Origin of the sequence: Methanoregula sp. (assembly GCF_050010295.1) — an archaeon.
Taxonomy (GTDB): domain Archaea; phylum Halobacteriota; class Methanomicrobia; order Methanomicrobiales; family Methanospirillaceae; genus Methanoregula.
The window spans coordinates 1-17,746 of sequence record NZ_JBEKLH010000004.1 but is presented as its reverse complement, the minus strand read 5'-3'; the positions used below and the strand labels follow the sequence as shown (position 1 = coordinate 17,746).

The following is a 17,746-nucleotide window of genomic DNA, read 5'->3' as shown; positions in this document are numbered from 1 at the left end:
AGTTACGTTCAACCCAACGTGTGATTCCTCGGAGATCGAAAAGAAATCTTTAATGGGGTATAATCCAAAAAAAAAGATATGCAAAAGCCAATTATATTCCTGCTCCTTGTATGCATTGCTGTACTGGTGACAGGCTGTACCAGTGTTTCCAGTAATACCCCATCATCAACTACCCCGACCGCTACAGTGGCTCAGGCCACAACAGCAGGAACATCTGTTCCAGCCACACCGGTGGTAATTAACCAAGCAGCATCTGTTATGACATCGGTGACAGAGAAGGTTACTGTATCCCCGAGCGGATCATAGTCGGGAAAGTGATGTCTGTCCGGGCAAGGACATAGTAATCATAGGAGCTGAGCGAAAAACATCGCCTAAAATGTTATCTTAAGAGGCTGTTGCCCAATTCAAAATCCTTTGGGGTACTGATCGAAGAATCGGGAATTGCCGGATTACTCCCAATCGATCAATAACCGACGCAATATCCGTAAGATCGAAGATAGTGTTCTGGTTCTCACATCAACCGAGAACTTCAAAATATTCTTGGTCAAACAGATACGTTTCCATTCCCCTTTACAAATCCTAAGACCGCGTCTCTGAAATTTTTTAAAATTTCGATTTTTATAAAGATGCTCCCAAAGGTAAGGGAAAATCCCCATATGGCACTCTATCTGGGGGATCCAGAAAAGAAGCATTGTTTCCAGATCAAGGGGACCGTAACGGTGAAAACCAGCGGTCCGGATTATGAAAAGATCAAGGCGCAGATAAAAGAAAAAGGCCCTCATTATCCTGCAAAAGGATTGCTGATCCTGAAAATCACGGAAGTATTCGATTGTACGCCCGGACCAAATGCCGGGAAAAAGTCGCATAATTTTCTGGGTATAGTATTATTCCTGCCACTAATTTTTGTTGGGCTGTTCAATCATACTAGTCGGTCAGGACACTCCCGGGGGGCTGCGCCTTCGGCCTGCCCCCGCCGCTGCGGCAACCTCAAAACATGCGAGAGACTTCCTGAATCCTGTTGGAACGCAAGAACATCGGCATTGATAAACAATAACTGTTTTTCTGTCTTTTTCAGTTTACTATTTTTTTTATTTTTACGGCTTGATGCGTTTGTATATTGGCGGTTTAATTGATACAATAACCCAGATAATTTCCCATTTTTTATATCATCGACGAAATATTTATTACCAATAACTAGCATTCTTCATCAACCAAATTCCCTGAAGTTGGTTCTTACGATATCTGTTCTTTTTGTCGATGATGAGCCCGGTCTCCTTGATATTGGCAAATTGTTCCTCGAGCGGACAAGCGAATTTACGGTGACTACCGCGTCATCAGCTTCTGTGGCACTTGACCTGTTAAAATCCAATGGGATTCAGGCCATTGTCTCCGATTACCAGATGCCCGGGATGGACGGTATCGGGTTTTTAAAACGGGTCCGGGCAATGGATAAGGCCATCCCCTTCATTTTGTTTACGGGCAAGGGCCGGGAAGAGATCGCTATCGAGGCTTTTGAAAACGGTGCAGACTTTTATCTCCAGAAGGGGGGGGAACCGGTATCGCAGTTTGCCGAACTCATGCACAAGATCAAGGCAGCAGTCGATCACCGTCAGAATGAGGCGCAGGTCACCACTCTCAACCGGCTCTATACGGTGCTTTCCGCAACGAATAAGGCAATCGTTCGTATTCATGACAAAAATGAACTGCTGAACGAGATCTGCCGGATTGCTGTCGAGAAGGGCGGATTTACGATGGTATGGGCCGGGATCGCAAATCCCGTGAACCGTCTCATAGAACCCGTAGCTGTGCATGGGATGTCTGAAGGGTACCTTGACCGGATCACCATATCAATTGATGATGGCCCCCGGAGCCTGGGTCCGACAAGCACTGCATTCCGGGATGGGACCTATAATGTCTGTAACGATATTGCAACGGACGAGCGTATGAAACCCGTGAGGGAGTCTGCACTGAAACAAGGTTACCATTCACTCGCCGCATTCCCCTTCGCACTTGATACCAAAAATGCCGGTGTCATTACCTTTTATGCGTCGGTATCAGGATATTTTACTGACCAGATTGTCCGGCTTCTTGATGAACAATCCAGTGACCTCTCATTTGCTTTTGTTACATTCGATCACGAAGAGCAACGTATAACTGCCGAAAATGATCTTAAAACCTCAGAACTCCAGTACCGGCGGTTGTTCCAGACGGCACAGGATGCGATCCTGATCCTTGACGGTGATACCGGTGAAGTTATCGATGCAAATAAATTCATTCTTGATATGCTGGGATACCCGCTGGAGTATTTTGTCGGCAAACATCTCTGGGAACTCGGGTTCATCAAGGACAAGTCCATTGCCCAGCATGCATTCACAGAACTGAAAATGAACGGATATATCCGGTACGAAGACATCCCGCTGGAGAAAAATGACGGCCAGGGTTTTAACGTTGAGTTCATCAGCAATGTCTACCTCGTAGGCGATAAGAAGATTATCCAGTGCAACATCAGGGATATCACCGACAAAAAACTGGTTCAGGATGCATTGCGGGCATCCGAAACCCGGTACCGCCGCCTCTTTGAAACCGCACAGGACGGTATATTAATCCTTGATGAAGAGACGGGAACAATTGTCGATGCAAATAAATTCATTCTTGAGATGCTGGGATACCCGCTGGAATATTTTGTCGGCAAACATCTCTGGGAACTCGGGTTCATCAAGGACAAGTCCATTGCCCAGCATGCATTCACTGAGCTGAAAATGAACGGATATATCCGGTACGAAAACCTGCCCCTTGAAACAAAAGACGGGCAGGGTATTAACGTTGAGTTCATCAGTAATGTCTACCTTGTCGGAGATAAGAAGATTTTACAGTGCAACATCAGGGATATTACTGCAAGGAAACTGGCGGAAGATGCACTCGCGGAGAGTGATGCACGCCTGAATTCTATTCTTCAGGGTTCACCCATGCCGCAATTTGTGATCGATAAAGATCACCGGGTCATATCCTGGAACAAGGCAATTGAGGAATACAGCGGTGTACACGAAGCGGAGGTTTTGGGTACCCGGGACCAGTGGAAGGCATTTTATGCGACAGAACGACCAGTCCTTGCGGATCTGCTGGTGGATGAAAAGATTGAACTGCTTCCCGAATGGTACCAGGGAACAGTTACTCATTCCCGGCTTGTTGAAGGAGCGTACGAAACTACCGGGTTCCTCCAGAAGATAGGCGTATCGGGAAAGTGGCTGTATTTCACCGCAGCGCCCATCCGGAACGCCGATGGTGCGATTATCGGAGCCGTGGAAACGCTGGAAGACATCACTGAACGCAAATCAGCCGAGGAAGCGCTGCTCCAGGCGAACAAGAAACTCACGATTCTCAACAATGTCACCTGGCATGATATCCTCAACCAGCTCATGGGCCTGCGTACCTATCTCGAACTCTCAAAAAGGGAAATAAAAGATTCCAGGATCCTGGCATATATCGATAAAGAGGAAAAAGTCACTGAAGTGATCCAGTGGCAGATTGAGTTTACCCGGAACTACCACGACATCGGGGCCCAGGCACCGAAATGGCAGATCCTCTCAGACATTATCAGTCTGGCTATCCGTCAGCTGAACCCCCCGGGCATAGGGGTCAATGTCGCCGTTAAAGGTGCAGAGATTTTCGCCGATCCTCTCATAGAAAAAGTGTTCTACAACCTGATGGAAAACTCTCTCCGTCATGGCGATCACGTGACGCATATGGATTATTCTGTACGGGAAACGGAAGACGATCTTATCATCATCTATTGTGATGACGGGGTGGGAATTTCCGGAGAGGATAAGAAAAAACTCTTCCAGAAAGGGTTTGGAAAACATACCGGTCTTGGCCTGTTCCTGTCAAAAGAGATCCTCGCGATCACCGGCATCAGCATTACCGAGAATGGTGAACCGGGCAAAGGCGTACGGTTCGAGATCACGGTACCCATGGGAATTTACCGGTTTGCCGGCAGGACCTGAAGAATCCGCCCGGAGAAAAGAACTGAGAGGATCAGCGGTACAGCAATCGATTCCCCGTGATTCACCAGCTCATATGCCAGCTACTACTCCTGGAGTACATGGCAGATCAACGATTTGCCTGTCAGGAACATGCGTATGCATTTTCCATGCCGGTAAAACGAGAAACCGTCCGAAGGGCTCACGGGGTTCGCAGAGTCGCACAATCCAAAATACGCTGCCCGATCCCCTCAAACGATTTATTCAGCCGTTCAATGAACGCTCGAAGGAGTGGAATGATACGAAACTTCCCCGGGATCCTGAGCAACCATGCTATCCAGTTCGTTTTGGCCCGGGACCGGGAAAGTGCCAAGCACGCATTCAAGGAGTTCCTTTATCTGCATGATATCAAATACACTGTCGCCAAGGTGAAAAACCCCAGACCAAGGGGTAAATTGAACGGTTTTCTTGGTGAGGTTGAACAAAGAATCAGGAAATTGGGTTATCGATGAGATCGTTCATTGAAATAAGCATGATCAAACCTCACATGAGTCTCGATTATTATGAACCGTCTCACGTCTTCTGGTACAGATTACCTCCGGTGAGGATCCGGGCCTATGCGCAGAAATGGTTATTTGTGTAATAGTAATTCGGGATATCACACCGGACCAATATTACTTTACCGACAATCATTCGTTCGGGGACAGAGTGACCTTCTCTGTCACCGATGTCATGATTGATGCGGCTTGGTTAATTACGACCGGTGTGGTTGTCACCGATGTCATGATTGACGCCGCCTGGTTAATTACGACCGGGGTGGTTGTCGCTGCCATGACCTGCGTGGCCGGCACGGTCGTTCCTGTTATTGCGGCCTGAGCCACGGTAACAGTGGGGATAGTTGCCGTCGTTGAAGATCCCGAACTGTTGAACCCCGGCAGAATGCTCATTATGAATCCCGTTTTTGGCAGGACAACAGCGGCTGCCACAACCGCAATAATGATGACAATAACGATACCAAGGGCAAAAACCAGGTTCTTTCTGCTCCGGGGTTTTGCGGGAGGCACAGACCCGGGAACACGCGGTGGCGGGGAAAGATTCTTTGGAGAGAAGAGCCGGGGGATAAACCTTTTTTGCGGCTGCGCTGCTGCAGGGATGGCCGCTGGTTGTGTCTCCTGTACTGCAGCAGGTTCCGGCGGGATTGCATCCTGGGGATCACGGGGAATTATTACGGATGAACGTTCGATGAGGGGATCTACAGACGGGATCTTTTGATCAATCAGCCGCTCTTTTTTTACGGTCTGCACAGGTGCGGCGGGCGTGGGAATGGCGACCGGGACCTGAGGCACGTCTCCCCCCCGGACGGTAATCCGGGAGCCGCACCTGTTGCAGAACCCCGAACCATCCGGCACCCTCGTCCCGCATTTGGTGCAATACGTTCCCAGCGTTACAGAAGAGGATATTGTTGGCACCGCTGCAGGAGCGTCTGCCGGTACTGGGGGAGCCTGCCACGATGCCGCCGAAGGTGATTCCACAATTTTTTTAACCGGCTGTGGCTTTGTAGCCTGCTCATATGGTGCAGCGGGTGTCTGCGGTACCGCGGATCCGATAATTTTGAATCTGGGGAGGGGCACCGGGGCAGCCTCTTCTGCTGGGTCAATACCCGGAATAATCGTACTGACCTGCTCAAAGGATGGGTTGATGTTCTCCTTTATCAATCGCACCCATTCGTTGCGTTCTTTTGCCCGGTTTCCACCACTTTCGCGGGAGAAAGTCAGCACCATCTGCCGCATCCCTGCGCTCTTGGTGACCACGGTAAGCGTGATCACCGTCTCGCGAATCGCATTCTCCCCGGCCTCCACGGTCTGGATCGTGGCAAGGGGGATCTCTTTTTGGGGCAGGATATTTTTTATTCTGTCGATAAGGACGATTCGTTTGTTAGTGAGGATTGCTTCAAACGAGATCGATTTTACATGGACCTTCGCAGTCCGGATAAGAATTCTCTCATCACCGTGTAGTTCTGGATCATCCATAGGTAACTTCCCCCCTTTATTCCTTCAACAGTGGGATGTTTGCCGAGAAAAATATATGAGGCTTTCGAAGAACCCCGATAGTACCCTATCGTAGTACTAACGACAGAAAACATGGAACATCTTCTCGATTTTGCGCTAAAGGAGCGATATGAAAGGGTAGTGGAGATCAGGGATAAAGGAGTCGATTTTGAAACCATCACTGAATAGGATCGAATCAGATCAATAATAGGAAGATTGTATGCCAACATAAGAGAGCAAGGAGGAAGAACGGGATTCGGAGAAGCGATAAAAGCCATATTCCCGAAATCTGAAATCCGGACCGGTATTGTCCATCAGGTAAGAAATTTAACCCGATTCAATAATTACAAGGATAGAATGCCGTTCTGTGCTGGTAGCAGGGTGATCTCTACCGAACCAAACGAAGCATTCGGACTGGCTGCCTTGGACCGGTTTGAGGAAGCATGGGGTGGTAAATAGGCCTATGCCATAAAAAGGTGGAGAAATAATTGGCAGAGCTTGTCCACGTTTTACAAGTATCCTCCAGAGATCCGACGACTGATCTATACCACAAATCTCATCGACGTTTTAATTCTGTCATTCGTTGATCATATTGGTCGACAAAAGAAAAACGTTACTCTTTGAAAGTAACTTGTTTGGTTTAAGAATTTGTCTTTCACTTCCCTCTCCATCACCCTTAATTTCTCCGGCGCTCCACCTTTCTCGTACCCATGGTACCCGAACCCCAGGAACAGGACGAAAAACTCACGCCGGTCATGCGGCAGTACCGGGAGCTCAAACAGAAGTACCCGGACACCGTGCTCCTGTTCCGGATAGGAGATTTCTACGAGACCTTCGAGGCCGACGCGGAGCTCATCTCGCGGGAGCTGGAGATCGTTCTCACCTCGCGGTCGAAGAGCGCGGACACCCGAGTTCCTCTCGCGGGTGTCCCGTACCACGCGGTGGACGGCTACATCGCGAAGCTTATCGGCAAAGGCTACAAGGTGGCGGTCTGCGACCAGGTCGAGGACCCGAAGACCGCGAAGGGGATCGTCAGGCGTGAGATCACGCGGGTCATTACGCCGGGCACCGTGATCGACTCCTCGATGGTCCCTTCGTCTGCAGCATCCTACCTCATGGCCCTCTGCCCGGACACGAAGCGCAGCGAGTGGGGCATCGCCCTGCTCGACATCTCTACCGGGGAATTTTTTGTCACGGTTACCGGGCATGACAGCAGTTTCCAGAACGTGATCTCCGAGATCGCCCGGTACCGCCCGGCGGAATGCATCGTCCCGGCGGGGGTGAGCGGCGAACTGAGGCAGCGCATAGCGGACCAGGGCGTGGTCGTCACCCCGTTCCGGGACGAAGTCTTTGGGAACGATGCCGCATTCCGCACCCTCACCGCCCACTTCCGCGTCGCATCGCTCGGCGGGTACGGGTGCGGGGAAAACGAAGCGGCGACCGGTGCTGCCGGTGCGGCCCTCGCGTATGCAAAGGAGACGCAATATTCGGAGCTCGGCCATATCAGCAGCCTCAGCCTGCGCACCTCCTCGCAGAGCATGATGCTCGACGCGATCACGCTGCGCAACCTCGAAGTCAGGGAGAGCATCCGCGGCGGTGCCCGGGGAGCGACCCTCCTCTCCTCTCTCGACCTGACGAAGACCCCTATGGGGAGCAGGCTCCTGAACCGGCACCTTACTCACCCCCTGACGGATACCGGGGAGATCAACAGGCGGCTGGATTCTGTGGAATTCCTCGCCGCCCACACCGTGCTGCGCCTCGGGCTGCGCTCACAGCTCGCACGCTGCGCGGATATCGAGCGGATCGCGGCCCGGATAGCCTACGGGAACGCCGGGCCGCGCGATCTCCTTGCCCTTGCCGGTTCGCTCTCGGCACTGCCGGAGCTGAAGAGAACGGCGGCTGATGCCGGAGGCGACACCATCCCGGACGTGATCCGGACGGCGATTGCGGACATCCGGGATCTCCCGGAGACCATCGATCTCATACGGAAGGCGATCGTCGACGACCCCCCGGCAGTCGCCCGGAACGGAGGGGTGATCCGCAGCGGGTACTCCGCTGAACTCGACGGGATACGCGGGGTGCTCCACTCGGGGAAGGGATGGATCGCCGCGCTCCAGGAGAAAGAGCGGGAGAAGACCGGCATCCGGTCCCTCAAGATCGGCTACAACCGGATCTTCGGGTACTACATCGACGTGACGAAACCGAACCTGCATCTTGTCCCGCCCCACTACGAGCGGAGGCAGACGACCGCAACCGGTGAGCGGTATACCCTTCCCGAACTGAAGGAGAAGGAGTCGGTCATCACGAGCGCCGACGAACGGGTGCTTGCGCTCGAACGCGATCTCTATACCGGGCTTATCGCTCTCCTCCGGAACATAATCCCCGATCTCCAGGCAACGGCACGGGGAATCGCGGTGCTGGACGTTTCCGCAAGCCTCGCGGAAGCGGCAAAGACCCGGGATTTCGTACGCCCGCAGCTGAACGACGGGGATGCCATCGTTATCCGCGACGGGAGGCACCCGGTGGTGGAGCTGGGAGTCAGCGGGGGGTTCGTGCCCAACGACACCGAGCTCTCCGGGAGCAAGACCCAGATCATGATCATCACCGGCGCAAACATGGCGGGGAAATCCACGTACATGCGTGCGACCGCACTCATCTGCATCATGGCACAGGCAGGCAGTTTTGTCCCCGCACGGCACGCGGCCATCGGGGTCATTGACCGGATCTTCACCCGGGTCGGGGCGTTTGACGACCTCGCAAGCGGGCAGAGCACCTTCTTTGTCGAGATGCTCGAACTGGCAAACATCCTCAACAATGTGACGCCCAGGAGCCTTGTCATCCTGGATGAGATAGGGAGAGGGACGAGCACCGCGGACGGGTCTTCGATTGCAAGGGCCGTACTTGAGTTCCTTCACGGAAAATCCCCGGCCGGGCCAAAGACGCTCTTTGCCACGCACTTCCACGAGCTGGTCGCCATGGAAGATACCCTCAGGCGGGTGAAAAACTACCACTTCGCGGTGCAGGATACAAACAACGAGGTGATCTTCCTCCGCAGACTCATCCCGGGAGCGACCGATAAGAGCTATGGTATCCACGTGGCCCGGCTCGCCGGCATCCCGAAGAAGGTGACCGAACGGGCAGAAGCCCTCCTCAGCGAGAGCATGAACCGGGCCGTTCCTGCCGGCACCCGGCCTCAGCGGTATACCCAGATCCTGCTCGTCGATGACAGGGGAAAGGAGACGACCGCCCCCCTCAACCCGGTTCTCGAAGAACTCGCCAGGATAAAACCGGACGAGATGACGCCCCTGCAGGCCCTTGCAAAGATCGCAGAACTGCAGCGGTCGCTTGACAATAGCGGAGGGACGCCATGAGAAGCCCCCCGATTCACATCCTGGATCCTGCCACCGTCAACCAGATCGCGGCCGGTGAAGTGGTGGAACGTCCTGCGTCCGTAGTGAAGGAGCTGGTGGAGAACGCGATCGATTCGGGCGCCCGGTCGATCAAAATCGAGCTCGCATCCAACGGCGCATTAAACAGCATCAGGGTAACCGATGACGGGAGCGGTATGTCACATGAGGATGCCCTGCTTGCATTCACCCCGCACGCGACGAGCAAGATTGTGACGATCAATGACCTCCACCACATCCGCACGCTCGGGTTCCGGGGCGAGGCACTGGCAAGTATCGCTGCCGTCTCCCGCGTGACCCTCGTGACCAGAACGGATGACGGGGCTGCCGGGACAAAGATCGTTATCGAGGGCGGAGAGATACAGGAGCATGCTGTCACCGGTGCACCGGCAGGCACCAGCGTGCTGGTCGAGGACCTCTTCTTCAATACCCCGGCACGGAAGAAGTTCCAGAAGAGCAGAAATACCGAGCTCGCCCATATCCATGCGATCATGGAGGGGATCTGCCTCGCCCACCCGGACATATCGTTCCGGCTCTACCACAACCGGCATGAACAGCTGGTGACTGACAGCACGCCGGATATCCTTGACACGATTGCGCGCATCTACGGGGGCGATGCTGCCCGCGGACTGGTTCCCGTCAGTTTCTCACTGCCATTTATGACCGTCTCCGGCTATATCTCCCCCCCGTCACGCTCGCGCAAGGACAGTGCCCGGATGCTTGTCGCCATCAACCAGCGCTACATCTCTTCACTCCTCATCAACAACGCAATCCGGGAAGGCTACGGGACCCTGCTGCCAAAGGACCGCCTCCCGGTCACCTTCCTCAGGCTTGAGATCGATACCGGACTGGTAGACGTGAACGTACACCCGACGAAGAAGCTGGTGCGGCTCACCCGGGAAAAGGAGATCAGCGACGCGATAAAAGAAGCGGTGAAAACTGCCCTGCTGACCCACGATCTCATCCCTGCAGCAGAGGCCCCGCCGCTCCCGGGTGAATCACTCGCAGCTGAACCAGCGGACGTCCCCGGGCCGGTGTATCACTATGCCGGTTCAGCCCCGGCGGGTGTGAACGAGACAAGTCACCCGGGTACTTCGGCAACCGACCGGCAACTCCGGCAGACAGAGCTTGTCGCCGGCATCTCTCCCGTCACCCCCCTCCTTCCGGCAATGGAGGTCATCGGTGAATTTGGCGGTATCTACATCCTTGTGCGGACAGCCAGTGATGAACTCATCGTGATCGACCAGCACGCGGCCCACGAACGGATCCTGTACGAGCAGGTGACCGCCAGGATTGGGGGCGAGCGCCGTTCGCAGGAGCTGATCGAGCCGGTCGTCCTCTACCCGACGCACAGGGAAGCTGCGATCATCCGCGACCTGCTCGCAGAACTCGCGCAGGAAGGTTTTGTTCTCGAGGACTTCGGCAGGGACTCCTTTCTTGTCCGCGCTGTCCCTGTCGTGCTCGGGCGGCTTGAGGAGACCCAAGTTATCGATGATATCATCAGTGACCTTGTGACCGGCGACCCGGGCCGGTCTGTCAGCAACCGCGAACGGATCACCCGCATCATCGCCTGCCGCGGCGCGATCAAGGCGGGCACGGTCTGCACGCGGGAGCAGTGCCAGCGTGTGGCCAACCAGCTCCGGCTCACGAAAAACCCGTTCACCTGCCCGCACGGTCGCCCGACCATGATACGGTTTACCCGGGAAGATCTCGACGCGATGTTTAAACGAACCTGATGGTTCGTTATAAACTCGTCCCGATGTTTACATAGATACAGCCATGTAAACTCGTTCCGATGTTTAAACGAATCTGAAGGTTCGTTATAAACTCCTCCGGATGTTCAAGCGGACGTGAAAGAGGTTCTCGCAAAAACGGCCTCCTGAAAAGACAGATCCCATATGGGTTAAGTAATTGCTGCACGTGAGCTTCCTCAGGGAGAGAAAGGTGGTCCCTATCATAGGCCGGGAATGAAAGCAGATCATTAACTGAAAAATGATTCCCCGGTTCTGATAACTTCTCGGGACTTGGGATAATTCCTGCAAATCCTTAGGTCGTGAAAATTTATATTTTCCCTAATTTTCTCAACGAAGTCCCGTCAACCTATCAGAACCCAGAAATGCAGGTGCGACAGAAGGTTCTGATAAGTTGGCGGTTGGGTAGGGAATTTTTTAATGACGAGAAAAAAAGCAGTCACCAGCCACTAACTTATCAGGACCCTCTTTTAGTCTCTGGTTAATCGCCAGGTACCATTCGGGATCAGGAGCTCGAACCGTGCCCCCTTCCCAAAAATCCCGTTCTCTCCAATGGTTATCCCGGTTATTGCCAGAATTTCTCCGGTCAGGAACAGGCCCATGCCGGTATTCTTTCCCACACCACGTTTAAAGATCTCGCATTTTTGCCCTGCTTCAACCCCAACACCATTATCCTCAAAAATAAGCGAGAATCCTTTATCGGAAATACTGGGATATATCGATATAGTTGTGATAGTATCTCCATACCTGATTGCATTATCCACAAGGTTGTAAAACACTTTTTCCAGTAAAGGATCCGCATAGACTTCCGTCTTTTCGAACTGTGAATAAAAAGCGATACCGGATTTTGCAAAATTCTGTACTACTTTATTGATAAGATCATTGACATTCTGCCATTGCGGCATGTGAACGCCGACCTCCTGGTACTCCCGGGTAAACGTGATATGGCGCTGGATAACCCGGGTAAGGTCCTTGATATTATTGAGCAGCTGCTCCTTTTCTTCAGGAGAGTTTGTTGCTTTTGCCATATCCACGCACCCAAGTAGCCCGGTGACAGTGTTGAGAATATCATGCCGGGTGATCTGGTTCAGCAGGTTCAGCTTTTTATTAGCGATACCGATCGCATCTTCAACATGCTTTCGTTCGGTAACATCGCGCAGGATCCCGTAAATCCCGATCGGTTTTCCAGACAGATCGAGCCGGAGGAAACTTTTCTCTTCAAACCAATAGGGGTTGCCCCATTTGTCCAGGATTCTGAACTGAGAACTGAATTGGGCATCTACTTTTAGTTCACGGGACAAATTGCTTTCTACCCGGTTGATATCTGCGGGATGAATGAAAATACGAAGCGTTTTCCCAACCACTTCATCTACAAGGAAACCATATTTATTGACTTGCGGAGAGGCATAGGTTATAATCCCGTCCATATCTGTAGAGAAGAGGATGTCGGGGGTATTTTCCGTGAGAGCCCGGTATTTTTCCTCGCTCTCCCTGAGTGCGTCTTCGAGTTTTATCCGTTCGGTGATATCGATCACGATGCCGCGGAACCCGACCACCGAACCGTTCCGACGGATGGGCGCAGCAAAAACGATGGCGTTCATCAGCGTCCCGTCCATCCTCTTCAGGTGGTAAACTTCACCTTGGGACTTTGCACCAGACATGACCTGAGTCAGTCCCCTGTGCATACGTTCGATATCCCCTGGGGTAAGGTATTCGCGGACGTTTTCTCCTTCCCGGATCTTCTCATCGCCACTACCGAATATCTCCGATCCGGCGTGGTTAACGTAGGTGAGATCCCCCTGCAAATCCATCTCAAAGACCGTCTGGGGAAGGAGTTCGGCAATGTCGCGGAACCGCGCCTCGCTCTGCAATAGACCCTCATGGGATTTTTCTATGGTCTCAAGCATGTGGTTGATCTTCCCGGACAGGTCAGAGAACTCGTCGTTGCCGCCAATACTTATCCGCCGGGAGGGTACAATCTGCCTGTCGATATCATACAACTGGTAACTGAGCGCGCTGACCCGGGAAAGAACAAGCCTGTCGAGGATAAGGAGGATCGTGACACCAAAGAGGAGTCCTGCCCCGAGTACGATGAGCACGTACTGGTAGGTCAACGTAATCCCCTCCTGGTAAATATCACGAGGTTCCAAAATCTCGAGGACGAGTACCCCCTTTCCGTACACGTCCCTGATGAGCGCATATCCCGCGATCTGGTTACTGTTAAGGGGGGTAACGACCTCCGCGGTGCGATTCTGACCGGCGGACAGGGACGAGAGGAGCGTTGGGGAGAGTGTTGGATCATCTACCGGAATAAAATGGAGATTTGGCTTTGTCAGTTTCGCAAGGTAGGACACTTCGTTAGCGCCGAGGTACCTTCCCATTATGACTACCCCCTGCGGTGTACCGGAAAAATCCGAATGAACGATAGGGCGGGATGCGACGACTAGGGGTTTCTCCCCAAGCATCAGGATACCGGTGGTCGTCGTGTTTGGATATGCCATGGAAAGCAACGGATTCGAAGGCGTCAGCTGCTGACCGAGCGCCTCCGGTGCTGCAACCACGGTGTTATTCCGGAGATCGTATGCGCCTGCATAGACGATTTCACCCTGCCTGTTGGTTATAACAACGAGGTTGATCCGCAGGTTGCGGTATGTTTCTGGCAATAGATTCGCGGATACATAATCCGGCTTGTTCCCGTTGACAAAATCATAGGTATCGTCCCATGGACCCCAGTCAACAACGATCGATGATAATGATGTATATTCGTCATTCAGCCGGTTCACGGCCTGATCCACATCCTGCAAGACGTAACGCTGTTCAAGGGCGCTGTAGCTGGTCATCGACACAAAAGAGACGAAAATACTGATCAGGGCAATGATGAGGATCAGGAGAATCACAATAATAAGGCTCGTCTTTTCCTGGAGTTTCATGAGAATCGCCGGATATGTTCCCGATTACGGTTGATCGAATATATAGTTGTAGAGTGCCACAATTAATGTCCGTTTTGTTGACAGAGTTTATGGGTCCTGATAAGTTAGCTGTTAATGACTGATTTTTCACCTCATTAAAAATTCCCTTCCAACCGTCAACTTCTCAGAACCTTATTCGGGTCCAGTTTCCGGGCCGGATTTTTCCAGCGGTTTCATGGATAGGAAATTCTCTAAAATTTTGAAGTTTACGTTTTCCTTTAATAGCAATTAAAATGTACTGGCGATAGACGGTTCTGGTACATCTTAGTGACTTTTTCAAATTATTCACGTCGCAAGTTAAATCACAAAGTCATGACAACGCACCAGAACCATAGAAATCTATATAGCAATTTATAGGAGAATCTGAATGGAAATCTGCATGAGACTCAATATATGACAATCTACACTCTGATAGTGTAATTTTGAATGCTCAATTAGGAGAATAGTTATGATAGGAAAGTACGTCGTCCATATACATATTTGTCCTTATCTCTCCCAGTCTTCAGATTGTAATCGGATATAATCTCTATCAACAAAACTAACATTAATTATAGCACTTTACGTTTACCAACTGTTGATCCATCGTTTGTTCAACGCTTCTTTAATTGCCATTAAGGGAAAATGTAAAATCCAAAATTTTTGAGTGTCTCCTACCCTTAAAACCGCCAGAAAATCCGGTCCGGAAACCGGATCCGTAGGTTCTTACATGTTGTTTTGACGTTGTGATTTAGTTTACAATGTCTAACATTTACTAAAATCACGAATATGCACTAGAACTTCAGACAATTATTCTTTCAGGAGAAGGAGAATAAGCAACTAGTGCTGGGTATAGGTCTTTTTTGAGAATTTCGACGAGAAAAGAGGAATCCTGGAATCACGGATCAGCCCTGAATATAATTCAACAAACCTGATACCGGTTTGCTGACATGATCTCGTCTCCTCACCGATTGTGAGCATCCCAAGGTAAGGAGACGCCGTACCTTAGCTTTTGTAGTCTGTTGTTTACTTCAGAGAATGAAGGATTTCTACAGAGCCGTTTACCTATTGTTTTATTATGTTAGAAAAAGTAAAAATGAATTGCCGATGGTAAAAATTCCGGCTGGAAATGGCAAAATTGTGAAAGTGAATCTGATGAACTCGTCATCTGCATATTATTTGGGTGTCTGCAGTTTTCTTTTGGCTATTATATTTGTGGCAGGATGTATAGGAACCCAAAAAACAACACCGGAAACGAATTTTTCTACTGGGGCGATTACTTCCACTCTCACTCAGATACGGAATAATTGCACAATACCAACATTAGTATTCAATAATTCTCAAGAAATAACGAAACTTGGGAACTATGTCGGCATAATTGGACTAAAAATTACCGGACCTGGCGACAAATCCAGTTCAGAACCCGGTACTGTTCCCTTGGGGGGGGTCATTTATCATGATGCGGGTTTCACAAGGATTTTTGATTCCACAGGCAATCAAATACTGCTCATAAATGATTCAGAATCGTTCACGTTAACCCCGGGAGGAGGATCCCAACCATCAACGTCCGTTTATAGTGTTCCAGAACTATCGCGAATCGTAAAAGAAGGCGATAATGTAACGAACATATATCAAAACTCCGCCTGCATCGCCACAATCATTACGGCCCCCAGTAGTAGAGTTAAAGTGATTTCCGAATAATGAACAGTTCTGGTGCGTAAAGACTGAGGAAAAACGCATTCTCACAATAAACAATTCTGTATGATATTTAAAAATTGAATTGGTTTTTCCTATAGTTTACTATCATGTATTATTAGTATGCAATGGTCAGAAGATCCTATATCTTATCCAAGACTTGAAAGAACCTTCATACAGATTACCAAAAATATATTCTCCTTAAAAAATAATAGACATTAATGAAATTTCGCCCACTAACCCAGAGGATCTATGCAGGTCTTGTTTTTTGTCTGATAATGACCGTACTGTTCGGGGCGAATGTCATGGCCAACTCCAATGGAAGTGTGTCGAACCAGTCAGTTCCGATGACATTGACCGGGAATAATTCTGTTGCAACAGTTAGTGGTCAAGACCAACTGAATGAGATCCAGAGAGAGGTAAACGCTGAAATACAAAATCTGAATACCAGTGGCTTTCTTCTCCCTACACTGAAATTTAATGAGACTGGAAGCGCAGTAACGCTGAATCAGGGATTTACGATTAATCCGGCCAATAATCTAGCACCCCTGACGGTCAGTTCGAATGCTGAAAAAATTCACTCCACCGAAAATGGCTATACAATCCCTGAGGGGGCCATCATATATCATAATTATGATAATACAACAAGAATCTTTGATTCCACTGGCGAACAACAACTCCTCATAAACGATACCGCATCCTCATCGATTCCAACTCCGAAAGGATTTGCATCTGCAACCAGAATCTATCAGGTCCCTAGCGGCTCTGTCATCCGTGAGAAGGGGAACGTCACATCCGTTTCGTTAAACGGGGCTAGGATACTGACTGTCATTGATCAAAAACAAGCATTAACCAGATCACCGGTTTCCCCGGCAATTAATGGATGGATAGAAACGTCGGATAACTGGAATGCCGGTAAAATCGCACAATTTATTGCATACTGGAACGTCCCGGTATCTCCTCCATCCCCACAATGGGACACCGTTGATTTCCTATTCAACGCCATCGAACCTGCTTTAACAGGTGCGTCAATAGTCCAACCAGTGCTCGAATGGAACTGGGGTGGCAGCGGCACATGGACAGGTCGGGCATGGTACGTTGATTCATCGGGAGGATATCACACGAATCCTATTTATTTATCCAATGGACAGACAATTCAAGGAACATTGAGCTGGGACAATAGTATTAATATGTGGAATATCACCATCGCTGATCTACAGAACAGACAATCAGAAACAATATTTTCATCCGATAATCCAGTCACCACGACAAATCTTGCAGCATTCTGTACTCTGGAGGCATATAATGTCAACGATAATACCGATATGCCTGGATCGACAACGTTTTACAATATGAGTTTCAGTGATATCAATAATGTACCGGTTGTATTCCCGTGGTCCACATGGGTAGACAGTAGTGCGCAACAAACGCTTCCCGGACTAAATGTTTTGGTGAACTCCCAATCGAGTGTCACGTTACATACCGCAAATGGTGGTCTCCAACCGACCTTCGCCAGCATCTTACCGGTAAACGGCACGACTGCCGGCGGCACCGTGGTAACCATCACCGGGACAGGCTTTACCGGAGCGACCAGTGTAACCTTTGGTGGCAACGCGGCTACCAGCGTCATGGTTGTCAACAGTACCGCAGTCACAGCGGTCACACCGGCCGGTACAGCCGGAGCTGTTAACGTCATCATCACCACACCCGGCGGCTCTGCAACCGGAACGAATGCATACACCTATACAGCAACCCCGACCGCCAGCGCAAAGGTCGGAGTATTCCGGTCTTCAACCGGTACGTTCTACCTTGCGTCCAGCAACACGAATGGCGGTGGAACAGTCAACGCCTTCAACTATGGCCTACCCACTGACACCCCGATAAGAGGAAACTGGAGCGGTCAGGGTGCTACCGTAGGAGTAT

9 protein-coding genes are annotated in these 17,746 nt (G+C 50.8%); 7 read left to right on the top strand and 2 right to left on the bottom strand.

The genetic code is table 11. From position 1 onward, the window contains the following. The first annotated feature begins 656 nt into the window (after positions 1-656). Together ABSB80_RS06150 and ABSB80_RS06145 are read left to right on the top strand one after the other, a co-directional pair. A complete protein-coding gene (locus ABSB80_RS06150; RefSeq protein ID WP_428369222.1) occupies positions 657-1,133 on the top strand; it encodes a hypothetical protein in 477 nt (158 codons plus the stop codon). Between the two features lie 93 nt (positions 1,134-1,226). Continuing rightward, positions 1,227-4,001, top strand: a complete 2,775-nt coding sequence (locus ABSB80_RS06145) for a PAS domain S-box protein (RefSeq protein WP_428369220.1) — start codon at positions 1,227-1,229, stop codon at positions 3,999-4,001. 665 nt (positions 4,002-4,666) lie between these two features. Here the strand turns inward: ABSB80_RS06145 and ABSB80_RS06140 are convergent. Continuing rightward, on the bottom strand, positions 4,667-6,007 hold the full coding sequence (locus tag ABSB80_RS06140; RefSeq protein WP_428369218.1) for a zinc ribbon domain-containing protein: 1,341 nt from the start codon (positions 6,005-6,007) through the stop codon (positions 4,667-4,669). Positions 6,008-6,241: 234 nt separating this feature from the next. On the opposite strand from ABSB80_RS06140, the gene ABSB80_RS06135 reads away from it, so the two are divergent. From ABSB80_RS06135 to mutL, 3 genes are all read left to right on the top strand, one after another. Continuing rightward, positions 6,242-6,484, top strand: a complete 243-nt coding sequence (locus ABSB80_RS06135) for a transposase (RefSeq protein WP_428369216.1) — start codon at positions 6,242-6,244, stop codon at positions 6,482-6,484. Positions 6,485-6,735: 251 nt separating this feature from the next. Further along, a complete protein-coding gene (gene mutS / locus ABSB80_RS06130; protein ID WP_428369214.1) occupies positions 6,736-9,396 on the top strand; it encodes a DNA mismatch repair protein MutS in 2,661 nt (886 codons plus the stop codon). Further along, entirely contained in the window at positions 9,393-11,168 is a 1,776-nt protein-coding gene (gene mutL, locus ABSB80_RS06125; RefSeq protein ID WP_428369212.1) for a DNA mismatch repair endonuclease MutL, read from the top strand. Before mutS ends, mutL begins: the two co-directional genes overlap by 4 nt. Positions 11,169-11,653: 485 nt before the next feature. Here mutL and ABSB80_RS06120 read toward each other — a convergent pair whose 3' ends face one another. Then, complete coding sequence (locus ABSB80_RS06120) at positions 11,654-14,113, bottom strand: PAS domain S-box protein (RefSeq protein ID WP_428369210.1); 2,460 nt, start codon at positions 14,111-14,113, stop codon at positions 11,654-11,656. A 1,053-nt stretch (positions 14,114-15,166) separates the two neighbouring features. On the opposite strand from ABSB80_RS06120, the gene ABSB80_RS06115 reads away from it, so the two are divergent. Beyond that, entirely contained in the window at positions 15,167-15,829 is a 663-nt protein-coding gene (locus ABSB80_RS06115) for a hypothetical protein (protein ID WP_428369208.1), read from the top strand. Between the two features lie 215 nt (positions 15,830-16,044). After that, the coding region (locus ABSB80_RS06110; protein WP_428369206.1) for an IPT/TIG domain-containing protein at positions 16,045-17,746 on the top strand (1,702 nt) is incomplete at its 3' end.